The sequence below is a fragment of the Clostridium sp. MF28 genome (assembly GCF_002969175.1).
In the GTDB taxonomy this organism is placed as follows: domain Bacteria; phylum Bacillota; class Clostridia; order Clostridiales; family Clostridiaceae; genus Clostridium; species Clostridium beijerinckii.
In genome coordinates this window covers 2,976,007-2,990,324 of sequence record NZ_CP014331.1, presented here as the reverse complement: position 1 = coordinate 2,990,324, position 14,318 = coordinate 2,976,007, and the positions used below count along the sequence as shown (strand labels likewise).

Sequence of the window (14,318 nt, the reverse complement as noted above, 5' to 3'; positions counted from 1 at the left end):
CTATATATTTTGAACTTGAAGTTTACTTAAGGAAAATATTGATAAGTGCGAGGATTAATTATGGATAAGAATTATTTTGTACATGAATCAAGTTACATTGATAACGACGTAGTGATAGGTGACGGAACGAAGATTTGGCACTTCTCTCATATAATGAGTAATTCTGTAATTGGAGAAAAGTGTAATATAGGTCAAAACGTTGTAATATCGCCTGGTGTAAAAATTGGAGATGGGGTAAAGATACAAAATAATGTGTCTGTATATACAGGAGTTATTTGCGAAGATTATGTATTCTTAGGACCGTCTTGTGTGTTTACTAATGTAGTAAATCCAAGAAGCTTTATTGAAAGAAAAAGCGAGTATAAAGAAACTATAATTGGAAAAGGGGCTTCTATAGGTGCTAATGTAACAATTGTATGCGGTCATAATATAGGGAAATATGCATTAGTAGGTGCTGGAGCAGTAGTTACTAAACACATACCTGATTATGCCTTAGTAGTGGGCAATCCGGCAAGTATAATAGGATATGTATGTGAATGTGGAGAAAAATTAAACTTTAAAGATGAGCATGCAACTTGTAAAGCTTGTGGGAAAAAATATAGCAAAGATAAAGAAAAAGTAGAATGTATAGATTAGAAAAACAGATTTTTATTTATTAACATTTCATTGTATAATTTGTTAATAAAACTTTTTAGTAAATTATGTTCTGTGGATAAAATTTTAGGCCGTAAATTACAGGAGGTATAAGATGTCATTATTAAAACAACAATTATTAGATAAAATAAATAATAAAACTGCAAAAGTTGGTGTGGTTGGTCTTGGATATGTTGGATTACCATTAGCTGTGGAAAAGGCTAATGCTGGTTATCAAACTATTGGATTTGATGTTCAAGATCAAAAGGTAAATATGGTTAATGAAGGAAAGAACTATATTGGGGATGTAGTGGATGAAAATTTAAAGAAGATAGTAGAAGAAAATACTTTAAGAGCTACTACTGACTTTAGTTTTGTTAAAGATGTAGACACTATTTGTATTTGCGTGCCTACTCCATTAGATTTATATAAGCAACCAGATTTATCATATGTTGTAGAGTCAACAAAAAGTGTTGCACAATATCTACATAAAGGTATGCTTGTTATTCTTGAAAGTACTACATATCCAGGAACAACAGAAGAAGTTCTTAAGCCAATACTAGAAGAAAGTGGACTTAAATGTGGAGAAGACTTTTTCTTAGCCTTTTCACCAGAAAGAGTTGATCCAGGTAATAAGGACTTTAATACTAAAAATACTCCTAAAGTTGTTGGCGGTTGTACACCTGATTGCACAGAAGTTGCAGCAGCATTATATAGAAACATATTAGAGGGAGATATCCATACTGTATCATCTCCAGCCGTAGCTGAAATGGAAAAAATATTGGAAAATACATTTAGAAATATAAATATTGGATTAGCTAATGAAATGGCTATTTTATGTAATAGAATGGGAATAGATGTATGGGAAGTTATAGATGCAGCTAAGACCAAGCCATATGGATTTATGCCATTTTATCCAGGTCCAGGCTTAGGTGGACATTGTATTCCTCTTGATCCATTTTACTTAGAGTGGAAAGCAAAAGAATATGATTATCATACAAGATTAATAGAAACTTCAGGAGAAATAAATGATTCTATGCCTGAATTTGTATTAGATAATGTAATGAAGATTTTGAACAAGAATAAAAAGGCATTAAATGGTGCGAAAGTTCTTTTATTAGGAGTTGCATATAAGAATGATATCGATGATTATAGAGAATCTCCAGCATTCAAGGTAATAGAACTATTAGAAAAGAATGGTGCTGACTTAATGGTAAATGATCCGTATTGTCCAATTTCTAAATATAAGGGTAAGGTTTATAATTCTGTTGATTGGAAAGAGGTTATAAACGAGTCTGATATAGTAATTATAACTACAAATCATAGTTGTTACGATTACGAATCAATTGTGTCTAGAGCTAAAGTTGTTTATGATACTAGAAATGCAACCAAAAATGTTGTTAATAATAGAGAGAAGATTTATAAATTATAAGTTTTTCACGGTGTATATAAGCTGATTCTATGTAAGAATGGTATATTGATTCTAATGAGTTACTATTAGTTAGAATATACTGTTTATAAAAAGAGCGCCTCCATAATTTTATGGAGGTGCTCTTTTATTTACATTTATTAATGGTACATATAATTTGTGAAAAGCGAATAAAATAAGTACTGCATAAAATAAATAGATTTTTAATTAATATAAATAGAAATTGGTGATTAAATGAAATATATAAAATTAAGTAGCAAAGTTAATTTAATTATACATCTTATAGTAAAAATTAAGAGGGACGATGTGTTTGCACTAGCATCTCAGTTAGCATATTATTTAATATTATCATTTTTCCCATTTATGTTATTTTTGATGACTTTGGCTGGATTTAGCAGCATAAGCTCTAAACAAATACTGGGACAATTAAATGTTATGCTTCCTAGGAGTGTATTGGAATTAACTCAGTCAACTGTTATAGAGATATTTGACAATCAATATACTGGATTGTTAGGAATATCTATATTGTTAACGCTATGGACAGCGTCATCTGCATTTAAGGCCATAATAAAAAGCATAAATAAGGCGTACAACTTTAAAGAAGAAAGGTCATTTATTAAACTTTCAATTATTTCTATGTTAGGAATATTAGCATTAGCTGTAACTATAATTCTAGCTTTAACAGCGTTAGTATTTGGAAATGTAATAGGCGATTATATTAAAAGTATCAATCCATTTTATGAAATAATATTGATTATTTGGAATATATTCAGATATACTTTTATATTAGCGATAATGATATCTATATTTATTTGCGTTTATAAATTTGCTCCTGCTAAAAAGTTGGTATGGAAAGAGGTAATCGCAGGGTCTATATTTAGCACAGTGGGCTGGGTGTTAGTGTCCTTTGTTTTTTCATTTTATATCGATAATTTTAATAATTATTCTAGGTTTTATGGAAGTCTTGGTGCAGTATTTATACTTATGACATGGTTATTTTTAATATCAATAATATTCATCTTAGGAGTAGAGATAAATTTTGTTACATCTGAGTTAAGAGGTAGAAATCGAATGATTAGAAACAGGTAGACAATGATATTAAATTTTATTATAAAGTTTAATTTTTTATTGAATAGAAATTACCGAAGTGGGTATAACTTTAGAAGAAAAATATTCAGGAGGTAAAAGATGAATAAGATAATATTATTAGGAAGATTAGTTAAAGACCCTGAACTTAGGCACACTGAAAATGGAGAAAAAATTTATACCAAGTTCACAATTGCTGTGCAACGAAATTTTAGATTACCTGATGGAATTAGAGAAGCAGATTTTATACCTATAAAAGTTTGGGGAAAAAAAGCTGAAGTTATAGTAAAATATATGAAAAAGGGAAGCCTTATTACTTTAAGCGGTAGATTAAGAACTGGTAGTTATGAGGATAAGGAGGGAAATAGAAAGTATATAGCAGAGGTTATAGCAGAAGATTTTAAATTTCTTGAGAATAAGAAAAGTCAAACTGAGGCGTTGTAAAAATATTAGCCTAGTTGATTTTAATAATATAAGCTATATGGATAGATAAGTATATAACTATAAATATACTTATTTATAGAAGAGGTTATCTAATTGTTAGATATTATCAATGCGTTTAGATAACCTTTGTGATAACATAAAAAGTATATTTTTACTTACAAATAAAAGTATACTTAAAATAAATATTCTTTTAATAAAATGCTTGATTATAAAAAACGCTGATGATATTAGTTTAATTTAATAGAACTAAAAATGAATACTAAAGTCATTAAAGTAAGATAAGTAGTATTTATATAGAAATGAAAAAAATGTTTTTTATATTGTAACAATAAATGAAAAATATTTGTAGAAAAAGTGTTGTATTTATGTGAATATGTGTTATAATAATATTGTAAACGATATCTATTATATATTTTTCAATTATGGTGAAACAAAAAAAGAGATTATGAGGTAAAAAAAGAGCTATTGGCTCTTTTTTTATTTCTTTATGATAATTAATAAGATTTTAATTGTAAATAAAAACCATATTGAGTTTTTAAAAAATATATACAGTGCATTATTCGTCTGATTTCGACAAAAGACTTTTTTTATATGAAAATTTAAAGAATGTATATGTTGTAAAAAATAAAGGAAGAAGTTTTATTGTCAATAAAAAAAATATAAATCTTGAAAAAGAGGACATGCTTTGACAATTTATTGATACATTATGTGATACTATAGGTTTGTAAACAAGGAATTACTATCTTGAGGGAGTTGAAAGGGTTATGAATTTGGTTGAGGAATATACATCAATTAATAGTGATGCTGATGTAGAGTATAGATATGCATATAGGCTTATAAAAAAGGATTATAAGGGGATAACTGCATATGGAATTGAAGTTGAAAGAAAAGATTATATTGGTTTAAAAAATGTAAATTTAGAGAGAGAAAAGATAGATATAATATCAATTCATAGATACAAAGTAAAACAATTACTTATGAAATTGTTTAATAATCAGGTATCACCACTTCACTTAATTGATATTATAGGGACGTATGTGGATGAGCATGCTTATGAGTTTGATATTGGTATGGGAGAGAAAGTTATAAATTAATATTAAGGTATAGAAATAATTAAATATTTACGCTAGTATATGGTAAGAGATTACTAAGAAAGGCGATAAATCATGATTATTGGAATTGGAACAGATATAATAGAGATAAGTAGAATAGAGCGTGCGATACAAAGAACAAATACTTTTATTGAAAGATCATTTACTTGTAATGAGATTGCATATTTCAAATTAAAAGGATTTAAGGGGAATGTAGTAGCAGGAAATTTTGCTGCTAAGGAAGCGATTAGTAAAGCAATAGGAACTGGATTTAGAGGATTTGGATTAAAAGATATTGAAATATTGAGAAATGAGTTGGGAAAGCCAATAGTGAATTTAAGTGATAAAATATATAACCTATTGGAGATAAAAGAATTTAATATGCATGTTAGTATTTCACATAGTAATGAAAATGCTATAGCTTATGCAGTTATGGAGGCAATATAATGTTAGAAATTTTTTCGGCTAAACAATGTAGAGAAATTGATAGAGAATGCATTGATTATATTGGAATTCCTAGTATCGTATTGATGGAAAATGCTGCGATAAGTTTATTTGGGGAGATTTCAGATAAAAGTGAATCGTTTTTAATATTATGTGGAAAAGGTAATAATGGGGGGGACGCCCTTGCATTAGCTAGACATTTGATATTAGAGGGGAAAAAGGTAAGGGTTTATATTCTAAGTAAAGACGAAAATTACAGTCAAGATTTTAAAATTAACTTTGGGATATTAGAAAAAATAATTGAAAAGAGTGACATATTATTTATAAAGTCAGAGAACGATATAGATGAAAACGTAATACGTGATATTAAAGACTATGACCTATTAATAGATGGGATTTTTGGTGTCGGCCTTAACAAAGATTTAGTGGGAATGTTTAAAAGTATTATAGAATGTATAAATTTATATGCAAAATTTGTGGTGGCGATTGATACGCCATCGGGTTTAGACTGTGACTTAGGTATTGAGAGAGGAATCGCGGTTCATGCTAATATAACTTATACATTTGAGTTCATCAAACAGGGCTTTTTAGATTATAAAGCTATTGATTGTGTCGGAAAAATTAAAATATTAAAAATAGGTATTCCAGAGTATATAAAAAAGAAAAACTCTAATAATTTTTATATGCTAGAAAAAAAGGAATATAATAAGATGCTTTTAAAAAGGCAGGTTTATGGTCATAAGGGAGATTACGGTAGAGCAGTAGTTGTAGCTGGAAGAATCGGATTTACTGGAGCCGCCTTTATAACTACGGAATGTACGGTTAGAGCGGGTGCGGGATTGACTACACTAGCATGCAGCAGTGAGGTGCAAAAGATACTATCAAGCAGATTAACAGAAGCTATGACATTAGACTATGAAGATAATGATAACTTTATAGAACTTATAAAAAGAGCAAGTTCTATTGCCTTTGGTCCTGGAATTGGGGTTGGAGAAAGAGAAAAAAGCTTGTTGGAAAAGATAATAAGTAACAGTAAATGTCCTATTGTGATTGATGCGGACGGGATATCTATTATAGGGGAAAATAAGTACTTGCTAAATAATTTAAAGGGTAGGGCAATTATTACTCCACATCCAGGTGAAATGGCACGGTTTCTAGGAATGAGTATTGAAGATGTGGAGGCTAATAGAGTCAGCATAGCAAAATCAGTTGCTATGCAGTATGGAATAATTGTTTTATTAAAAGGGTATAATACCGTGATTTCGAACGGAAAAGAAGTTTATATAAATCCTACTGGCAACAGTAAGATGGCATCAGGAGGCATGGGAGATGCATTGACCGGAATAGTAAATGCATTTCTGTCACAAGGAGCTAGCATAAATCAGGCTGCTCTTTTAAGTGCATATATTCATGGGAATATAGCTGATAAATTAAGCAAACAAGTTTACATAGTAAATGCAAGAGATATTATAACCGAATTACCTAAAGAAATTAACAGTATTATTGATTAATTAAGAATAAAGTCACTAAGATTTTCATAAATAGTAATATGTAGTAATAAATCTTAGGAGGCCTTATGGATTTTAGAAAAGTATTGTTCAATAAAAAAATAATTATAGGTATTTTGGTGCTTATTCCAATACTTATGATTTTGTTAGTTATTTTATGTAGAGACGTAATTACCCCTTCAAATGAAGATATAATTAGTGAACTGAAAGACACAAAGTATTATAGTAGTAAAGTTGATTATCTGTTTAAGAATTCTAAGTCTGAATTCGAGGAAAATACAATGCAATACTATAGTTTTGATAAGGGGTCAAGAATAGAATTCGGAAATGACTATAACAGAGTTAAGGTTTATAACGGTTCAGAGATAAAAGTTGAGGGTGACGAAGATAAAGCGGGATATACACTTGATAAGGATATAGACGTAATTTATCCTTTGGCATTCATAGAAAATATACTATCTAATAAGCAAGCTGATGAAATAAAAGAGGTTAAAGCAGATTGGGGACCAGGAGTATATTTACAAATAGATATAGAATTTAACAGCAAGAATAAGCATTTAAATAAAGCTGAATTCTATGTAGATAAGGATAAGAAGGTTCCAGTATTATTAAAGATTTTAGATGATGATAATAAAGAGAGAGTAATAGTAAAGTATAGTGATTTTAAAAAAGAAAAAACATTAAGTGATGATTTATTTTGATTTGAATAAATTTATTAATTAGAAATCAAGCCAACATTAATATTAAAAAACGATATACTAAATCTAAATATAAATTAAAGTACATATTAGAAATTTTGTAGAGAAAACATTTAATAAGAATTATCTAGAGAATGGTAAAGAAGTAATACAAATCCTTTGACAAATTGACATAATTTGCAATATAATCATAGTTATAAGAACTTTTTACTGCTATGGAGGCGAAAAGATGTCAATAATTAATCTAAATAACATGAAAAATAAAAAAATAGTTAACTCAGGGAATAATAAAATTAAAAAAAATAGTGGAATTATGGAGAAATCGTTAATACAATATATTAACGAGGGATTTTCAGCTGATTTTGAAAAACTAATGAAAAATGGTTATCAAGAAATGGCTGAAATAAACTTGGAATATTCTAAATTAGGTTTTGAATATATGTTAGATGATGTTAATGAGTATGAGGCATGGATTTGCGGAGTGTGATTATTTAGAATGGCAAACATTGTGGTAAAAAGAGGGGAAATTTTCTATGCGGATTTAAGTCCAGTTATAGGATCCGAACAGGGTGGGATAAGACCTGTTATTATAATACAAAATGATATTGGAAATAGATATAGTCCTACTGTTATTGTAGCTGCAATAACATCTCAAATAAATAAGGCTAAGCTTCCTATTCATGTTGAAATTTCATCAGAAGAGTATGGATTAAATAGAGATTCTGTTGTCTTATTGGAACAGATAAGAACATTAGATAAGAGAAGACTTAAAGAAAAAATTGGACATATGACTGAAGCAGACATGAAAAAGGTTGATAAAGCATTAGCGGTTAGCTTGAATTTAAGCTAAAGAGAAAACAAAAGGGTTTTATATCTATTAATATTAGGAGTGGTATAGATGATTTTTTTATTTGTACTACTCTTTTTGTGCGTGAGAATACTCTATATTATATGAATATGCTTAAAAGTATATCACATTAATGAATGAGGTATACAAAATATATTTTGTATGCTAGAATAAATATGTTAAAATAAAACATAATATAAATGAGTAAATTAATAATAGGGGGTTGTATAATGAATAATGAATACAAACTTGAAGAAATCTCAAAGTTAATGAGAAAAGATATAGTTTCTATGCTTACAGAATCATCATCAGGTCATCCAGGAGGTTCTTTGTCAATAGCTGATATTATGTCTGTATTATTCTTTAAAGAAATGAACATAGATGTATCTAACGCAAAAGATCCAAATAGAGACAGATTTGTTTTATCAAAAGGCCATGCGGCACCAGCGTTATATAGTGCTTTAGCTAGAAAGGGATATTTTGAAGTAGAAGAGTTAAAGAGCCTAAGAAAAACAGGTTCAAGATTACAAGGACATCCTAATATGAATGATTTACCAGGAATTGATATGTCTACGGGCTCGCTAGGGCAAGGAATTTCTGCGGCAGTTGGAATGGCATTAGCAGGAAAGCTTGATAAGAAGGATTATAGAGTATACGCAATTTTAGGAGACGGAGAGCTTGAAGAAGGCCAAGTTTGGGAAGCATCAATGTCTGCAGCTCATTACAAATTAGATAATTTAACTGCATTTATAGATAATAATGGACTACAAATAGATGGAAACATAGAAGATGTTATGAATCCTGGTCCTATAGATAAAAAATTTGAAGCTTTTGGATGGAACGTTTTGACTATAAATGGTCATGATTATGATGAAATCATAAATGCTATCGCAAAAGCAAAGGAAGTTAAAGGAAAACCAACTGCAATTATATGCAACACAGTAAAAGGTAAGGGTGTTTCATTTATGGAAAATCAAGCAGGATGGCATGGAACTGCTCCAAATAAAGAACAATGTGAGCAAGCATTAAAGGAAATTGGAGGGGAAAACTAATGGGAAATAAAGTAGCAACTAGAAAGCTTATGGTAAAGCGTTAGTAAAACTTTCAAATTTAAATAAAGATGTTGTAGTACTAGATGCTGATTTATCAAAATCAACTAAAACAGCTGATTTTAAAGCTGTTTCACCAGAAAGATTTATAAATATGGGAATAGCAGAATCAAACATGATGGGAGTTGCAGCAGGGCTTTCAACTTGTGGGAAAATTCCGTTTGCTAGTACTTTCGCAATGTTTGCAGCGGGAAGAGCTTTTGAACAGATAAGAAATTCTATATGTTATCCAAAGTTGAATGTTAAAATTTGTGCAACCCATGCAGGATTAACAGTTGGAGAAGATGGAGCGACTCATCAATCTATCGAAGATATATCTCTAATGAGAAGTATTCCCAATATGACTGTAATTAATCCGGCAGATGATATAGAAACTGAAGCAGCAATATTAGCCATAGCAGAATACAATGGACCTTGCTATGTTAGATTAGGAAGGTTAGCTGTTAGTACTGTAAATAACATAGATAATTATAAGTTTGAAATTGGAAAAGGTGTGACATTAGCACAAGGTAACGATGTTACTATAGTTGCAACAGGACTAATGGTTGAATTAGCGTTAGAAGCTAAAAAAGAGTTGGCTAAAGATGGAATTGATGCTAGAATAATAAATATACATACAATAAAACCAATTGATAAAGAACTATTAGCTACTGCAGCGAGAGAAACAGGAGCAATAGTTACAGCAGAAGAACATAGTATAATTGGTGGTTTAGGTTCAGCAGTCGCTGAAGTTTTAACAGAAGAATGTCCAGTACCAGTATTAAAAGTTGGGATAAAAGATACTTTTGGTGAAAGTGGTAAGCCAAACGAACTATTAAAAGCGTATGGATTAACAGTAGAAGCCATAGTAGAGCATAGTAAGAAAGCTATTTCATTAAAGAAATAATCAACCCAGAATAATAGAATATAACATACCGAAAATGCAAGATACAAAGCTTATGAAATAGCTGAGGATCTTGCATTTTCTATTTTTGAATAATCAAAAATAAACAAGGAAAACTATGAGAGAAATTCTAATATAAATAAAAATTAAAAGGGGAAGATGACAATGAAAAAATCAAAATTTAGAGAATATTTAATAATAACATTTGGGATAATTCTGGTTGCGCTTTCTATTGAGTACTTTTACGCTCCAAACAATATTGCAGCAGGTGGAGTAACAGGAATAGCAATAATTATTAATGCGGTCATACCATCTTTTTCAATAGGTGTAGTGAGCTTTATTTTAAATGGATTGTTATTTATAGTTGCACTTATATTCATTGATGGAAAATTTGGTGTGAAGACGATTTATGCTAGTTTAGGATTATCAGTTATAATATGGGCAATTGAGAGGTTCTTAAAGCCAGTGGCAATCACAAATGACTTAATGATGGCAACTATTTTTGGAACATTAATTTCAGCATTCGGAATGGCTATCATATTTAATGAAAATGCATCAACAGGAGGAACAGATATATTAGCAAAAATGTTAAATATATTTTTTCATTTAGATATAGGAAAATCTTTATTGGTAGTAGATTTTGTAATAACCTTAGCAAGTGCGTTTGTATTTGGAGTGGATGTTGCGTTGTATTCTATGCTAAGTATAATACTACTTGGTTTAATAGTTGATAGAGTTATAGAAGGATTTAATGCTTGTAAAAGTATATTTATTATTAGTAAAAGTAATTATGAGATAAGTAGATATATAATAGATACATTAGATAGAGGCTGTACATTTATAAATGGAGTAGGGGCATTCACAGAGAAGGAAACTAATATACTTTATGCCGTTTTAAGTAGGAATCAATTCATAAAATTGAAGAAGTTTATAAAAGATGTAGATCCTGATGCATTTATAACAGTGGGGGAAGTTCATGAAGTATTAGGTGAAGGATTTAATGATATAAAACAACATTAATTACCAACAAATGGCTCCAAATTTAATAAAATTGTATAACATTAGAAAGTATTCTTATGTTATAATTAATTTTGTAGGTTTTGCAATTAATTTGCGGAATATACAATAAAGAAGGAGTGTTTGAGTATGATCGAGTTTAGAGGAGTATCTAAAATTTACAATAATAATGTAAAAGCCTTGTCAGATATTAATGTTGAGATAGAAGCAGGAGAATTTGTATTTTTAGTAGGCCCAAGTGGATCTGGGAAATCTACTTTTATAAAAATGCTTTTGAAGGAAATTGAACCAACCAACGGAAAAATATTAATAGGAGATAAAGATTTATCATCTATTACTAGGCAGCAAATACCTTATTACAGAAGAAAGATAGGAATGGTATTCCAAGATTTTAGATTGATACCAACTCTTAACGTATATGAAAATGTTGCATTTGCTATGAGAGTAGTAGAAGCATCTCAAAAAGATATAAGAAGAAGAGTTCCAATGGTATTATCGTTAGTTGGATTATCTCATAAATATAAAATGTTTCCTAATGAATTATCGGGAGGAGAACAGCAGAGAGTTTCTTTAGCACGGGCACTAGTTAATAATCCATCTGTTTTGATTGCTGATGAACCTACTGGTAACTTAGATCCAGATACAGCTAGAGAAATAATGTCATTACTTGAGGATATAAACAAGTCTGGAACTACAGTTCTTATGGCTACACACGCAAAGGAAATTGTTGACTATATGAAAAAAAGAGTTATAGCTATTGAAAAAGGAGAAATCGTTAGAGACGAGAAAAGAGGTAAGTACGAAGATGAAAATTAATACTATTGCACATTTTATTAAGGATGCATTTACAAGCTTAAAAAGAAATAAGACTATTAGTATTGCTTCAGTAATTACTGTTCTTATAACTTTCTTTGTTTTGGGAATATTCGTATTAGTTGCTAATAATATAAACAAAGGAATAAATACTGTTCAGAATAAAGTAGAACTAAAGATATTTCTTAAGGATGATATAAAACTTATTGACCAAAGGGAGATAGAAATAAAATTACGAGAAATTGAAGGCGTTAAAGATGTAATTTACCAATCAAAAGAAGAAGAGTATAAGAATTTTCAAAGTACTACGAATGAAAATGAAGGATTACTAAAAGGATATACATTGCAAAATAATCCTTTTTCAGCATCATTTACAGTAAAATTAGAATCTCCAGAATATGCGTCAGCCGTAAGTGAAGGAATAAAAGACTTCGAAGGTGTTGAGACTATAGGTGATCAACAAGAATTAGTAGACAAGATTGTAGGGATAGTAAATGGTGTAAAAGTAGTTGGTTTTGGGTTATTTATAATATTAGTAGGTGTTTCAATATTCTTAATAATGAATACTACAAAACTAACTGTATATTCAAGAAGAAGAGAAGTTGGAATTATGAAATTTGTAGGGGCTACTGATTGGTTCATTAGATGGCCATTTGTAATAGAGGGAATGGTAATAGGGTTTATTGGAGCAACATTAGCATGTGGAGCTTTATTTGCAGCATATAATGGACTAGTTAGGTGGATTGCTTCGCAATTGGTATTTGTAAGCCTTGTACCAGCAACGTTTATATTCTCAACTCTATTATGGCAATTTATGCTTGGTGGTATTATAGTTGGTGGAATTGCTAGTATAATTTCATTAAGGAAATTTTTAGTGGTATAATTTTTGCAAATAAGTGTAAATATAATAAAAATAGGAATAAAGAAAAATAGTATTTTATACTATGAAATCTTGAGAAAAACTTTACAATATAATCCACTTTAATCTATAAAGATATATATTGGGATTATATGTATGATGCATATGAAAGGGAGTCTTTATAGGTGAAGGAATCAAGAAAATACATATTTGCAAATAGAAGGCAAAATAGAAAAATAATTTTAATACCAACAGTAATCTTTATAGTATTTCTTATATGTGTATCCTTTTTAGGAGGAAATTATATTGCTACTAAAGGGATATTTCTAGTAAGAACATCGCCAGAAGTCAAGAGTACAGCTTCTCAGATAAATGATAAGAGTAAATATTCAGCACTTTTTACAGTTAGAGATAAATTAATTGAAAAGTTTGATGGTGAAATTGATGACAATGCTCTTTTAGAAGGAGCGATCAAGGGAATGACTAATTCCTTAAATGATCAATATACTGTATTTATGAATCAAAGCGAATTTGATGATTTAATGAAACAAAGTAGTGGAAGTATGACAGGAATAGGTGTTACTGTAACGTTAAAAGATAAACAGGTAACAATTTTAGATACTGTTAAAGGAGCACCTGCTGATAGGGCTGGACTACAGGAAAATGATATAATAGAGAAGATAAATGATATCGATGTGTCTGGTGACGATTTAAAAAAAGCAACGTCTATGATTGCAGAGGCAAATAATTCAGAGTTAAAACTGACTATTAAGAGAGCAGATACTAATGAATTTGATGTTAATGTAACACCTGAAAAAGTAAAGATTGAATCAGTAAAAGGGAATATGCTAGATTCTTCAATAGGGTATATTCGTATAAAAACTTTCATGAATGAAAATACGGCAGAAGATTTCAAAAACACAATTGATGAATTGAAATCTCAAGGGATGAAAGGCTTGATAGTAGATCTGAGAGAAAATCCTGGTGGGCTATTAACAGAAGCAGTAGGCGTTGCATCACAGTTTATTCCGAAAGGAAAGATAATAACTTACACAATTGATAAATATGAAAACAGAAATGATTCATTATCAATTGGTGGAGATGCTGAAGGCATGCCATTGGTTTTACTAGTTAATGAAAATAGCGCTAGTGCATCAGAAGTTGTTACAGGTGCTTTAAGAGATTATGGCGCAGCAACAATTGTTGGAAAAACTACTTTTGGGAAAGGTATAGTTCAGCAAACAGTTAAATTTGATGATAATATTGGTGGACTTAAAGTAACTATTTCTAAATATTATACTCCAAATGGAGAGAATATTCATAAAAAAGGGATAGCCCCAGATTTTGATGTTACAACACCTGTTGGTATTGATGAAAAGAGCTATGATAAAAATGCTGATGAGCAGCTAAAGACAGCGGTTGAAAAAATAGGAGAAAAGATTAAATAGGGAGGGATT

At 29.9% G+C, this 14,318-nt stretch carries 15 protein-coding genes and 1 pseudogene; all 16 read left to right on the top strand.

Translation table 11 applies throughout. The features are described from left to right. Positions 1-60 precede the first annotated feature (60 nt). A complete protein-coding gene (locus AXY43_RS12715) occupies positions 61-636 on the top strand; it encodes an acyltransferase (RefSeq protein ID WP_012061031.1) in 576 nt (191 codons plus the stop codon). 112 nt (positions 637-748) lie between these two features. Next, on the top strand, positions 749-2,065 hold the full coding sequence (locus tag AXY43_RS12710; protein WP_039773081.1) for a nucleotide sugar dehydrogenase: 1,317 nt from the start codon (positions 749-751) through the stop codon (positions 2,063-2,065). Positions 2,066-2,296: 231 nt separating this feature from the next. Beyond that, complete coding sequence (locus AXY43_RS12705) at positions 2,297-3,151, top strand: YihY/virulence factor BrkB family protein (RefSeq protein WP_023975324.1); 855 nt, start codon at positions 2,297-2,299, stop codon at positions 3,149-3,151. 99 nt (positions 3,152-3,250) lie between these two features. After that, positions 3,251-3,592, top strand: a complete 342-nt coding sequence (locus AXY43_RS12700; protein ID WP_012061028.1) for a single-stranded DNA-binding protein — start codon at positions 3,251-3,253, stop codon at positions 3,590-3,592. 764 nt (positions 3,593-4,356) lie between these two features. Next, positions 4,357-4,686, top strand: a complete 330-nt coding sequence (locus AXY43_RS12695) for a DUF6514 family protein (RefSeq protein WP_017212238.1) — start codon at positions 4,357-4,359, stop codon at positions 4,684-4,686. Positions 4,687-4,758: 72 nt separating this feature from the next. Then, the gene (gene acpS / locus AXY43_RS12690; protein WP_012061026.1) at positions 4,759-5,130 is read left to right on the top strand and encodes a holo-ACP synthase; all 372 of its coding nucleotides are present in this window, start codon (positions 4,759-4,761) and stop codon (positions 5,128-5,130) included. Next, the gene (locus tag AXY43_RS12685; RefSeq protein ID WP_039773078.1) at positions 5,130-6,638 is read left to right on the top strand and encodes a bifunctional ADP-dependent NAD(P)H-hydrate dehydratase/NAD(P)H-hydrate epimerase; all 1,509 of its coding nucleotides are present in this window, start codon (positions 5,130-5,132) and stop codon (positions 6,636-6,638) included. Before acpS ends, AXY43_RS12685 begins: the two co-directional genes overlap by 1 nt. Before the next feature lie 65 nt (positions 6,639-6,703). Next, positions 6,704-7,336, top strand: a complete 633-nt coding sequence (locus AXY43_RS12680; protein WP_023975322.1) for a germination lipoprotein GerS-related protein — start codon at positions 6,704-6,706, stop codon at positions 7,334-7,336. 226 nt (positions 7,337-7,562) lie between these two features. After that, a complete protein-coding gene (locus AXY43_RS12675; RefSeq protein ID WP_012061023.1) occupies positions 7,563-7,820 on the top strand; it encodes a hypothetical protein in 258 nt (85 codons plus the stop codon). A 9-nt stretch (positions 7,821-7,829) separates the two neighbouring features. Further along, entirely contained in the window at positions 7,830-8,183 is a 354-nt protein-coding gene (locus AXY43_RS12670; protein WP_009172938.1) for a type II toxin-antitoxin system PemK/MazF family toxin, read from the top strand. Between the two features lie 227 nt (positions 8,184-8,410). Next, entirely contained in the window at positions 8,411-9,232 is an 822-nt protein-coding gene (locus tag AXY43_RS12665; protein WP_012061022.1) for a transketolase, read from the top strand. Continuing rightward, a pseudogene (locus AXY43_RS12660) lies at positions 9,232-10,175 on the top strand (transketolase family protein). The gene AXY43_RS12665 and the pseudogene AXY43_RS12660 overlap by 1 nt, the downstream one beginning before the upstream one ends. Before the next feature lie 162 nt (positions 10,176-10,337). Further along, on the top strand, positions 10,338-11,192 hold the full coding sequence (locus AXY43_RS12655) for a YitT family protein (protein ID WP_012061020.1): 855 nt from the start codon (positions 10,338-10,340) through the stop codon (positions 11,190-11,192). Positions 11,193-11,318: 126 nt separating this feature from the next. After that, complete coding sequence (gene ftsE, locus AXY43_RS12650; RefSeq protein WP_012061019.1) at positions 11,319-12,005, top strand: cell division ATP-binding protein FtsE; 687 nt, start codon at positions 11,319-11,321, stop codon at positions 12,003-12,005. After that, entirely contained in the window at positions 11,995-12,885 is an 891-nt protein-coding gene (gene ftsX / locus AXY43_RS12645) for a permease-like cell division protein FtsX (RefSeq protein WP_012061018.1), read from the top strand. Before ftsE ends, ftsX begins: the two co-directional genes overlap by 11 nt. A 161-nt stretch (positions 12,886-13,046) precedes the next feature. Then, positions 13,047-14,309: a S41 family peptidase gene (locus AXY43_RS12640; RefSeq protein WP_012061017.1), complete on the top strand. Its 1,263-nt coding sequence runs from the start codon at positions 13,047-13,049 to the stop codon at positions 14,307-14,309. Positions 14,310-14,318: the final 9 nt, after the last annotated feature.

Excerpts from the sequence above, each read along its gene's own strand:
- acpS (WP_012061026.1), top strand. The coding sequence starts at position 4,759 with ATGATTATTGGAATTGGAACAGATATAATAGAGATAAGTAGAATAGAG.
- ftsX (WP_012061018.1), top strand. The coding sequence starts at position 11,995 with ATGAAAATTAATACTATTGCACATTTTATTAAGGATGCATTTACAAGC.
- AXY43_RS12715 (WP_012061031.1), top strand. The coding sequence starts at position 61 with ATGGATAAGAATTATTTTGTACATGAATCAAGTTACATTGATAACGAC.
- AXY43_RS12675 (WP_012061023.1), top strand. The coding sequence starts at position 7,563 with ATGTCAATAATTAATCTAAATAACATGAAAAATAAAAAAATAGTTAAC.
- AXY43_RS12670 (WP_009172938.1), top strand. The coding sequence starts at position 7,830 with ATGGCAAACATTGTGGTAAAAAGAGGGGAAATTTTCTATGCGGATTTA.
- ftsE (WP_012061019.1), top strand. The coding sequence starts at position 11,319 with ATGATCGAGTTTAGAGGAGTATCTAAAATTTACAATAATAATGTAAAA.
- AXY43_RS12705 (WP_023975324.1), top strand. The coding sequence starts at position 2,297 with ATGAAATATATAAAATTAAGTAGCAAAGTTAATTTAATTATACATCTT.
- AXY43_RS12665 (WP_012061022.1), top strand. The coding sequence starts at position 8,411 with ATGAATAATGAATACAAACTTGAAGAAATCTCAAAGTTAATGAGAAAA.
- AXY43_RS12685 (WP_039773078.1), top strand. The coding sequence starts at position 5,130 with ATGTTAGAAATTTTTTCGGCTAAACAATGTAGAGAAATTGATAGAGAA.
- AXY43_RS12655 (WP_012061020.1), top strand. The coding sequence starts at position 10,338 with ATGAAAAAATCAAAATTTAGAGAATATTTAATAATAACATTTGGGATA.
- AXY43_RS12700 (WP_012061028.1), top strand. The coding sequence starts at position 3,251 with ATGAATAAGATAATATTATTAGGAAGATTAGTTAAAGACCCTGAACTT.
- AXY43_RS12680 (WP_023975322.1), top strand. The coding sequence starts at position 6,704 with ATGGATTTTAGAAAAGTATTGTTCAATAAAAAAATAATTATAGGTATT.
- AXY43_RS12695 (WP_017212238.1), top strand. The coding sequence starts at position 4,357 with ATGAATTTGGTTGAGGAATATACATCAATTAATAGTGATGCTGATGTA.
- AXY43_RS12710 (WP_039773081.1), top strand. The coding sequence starts at position 749 with ATGTCATTATTAAAACAACAATTATTAGATAAAATAAATAATAAAACT.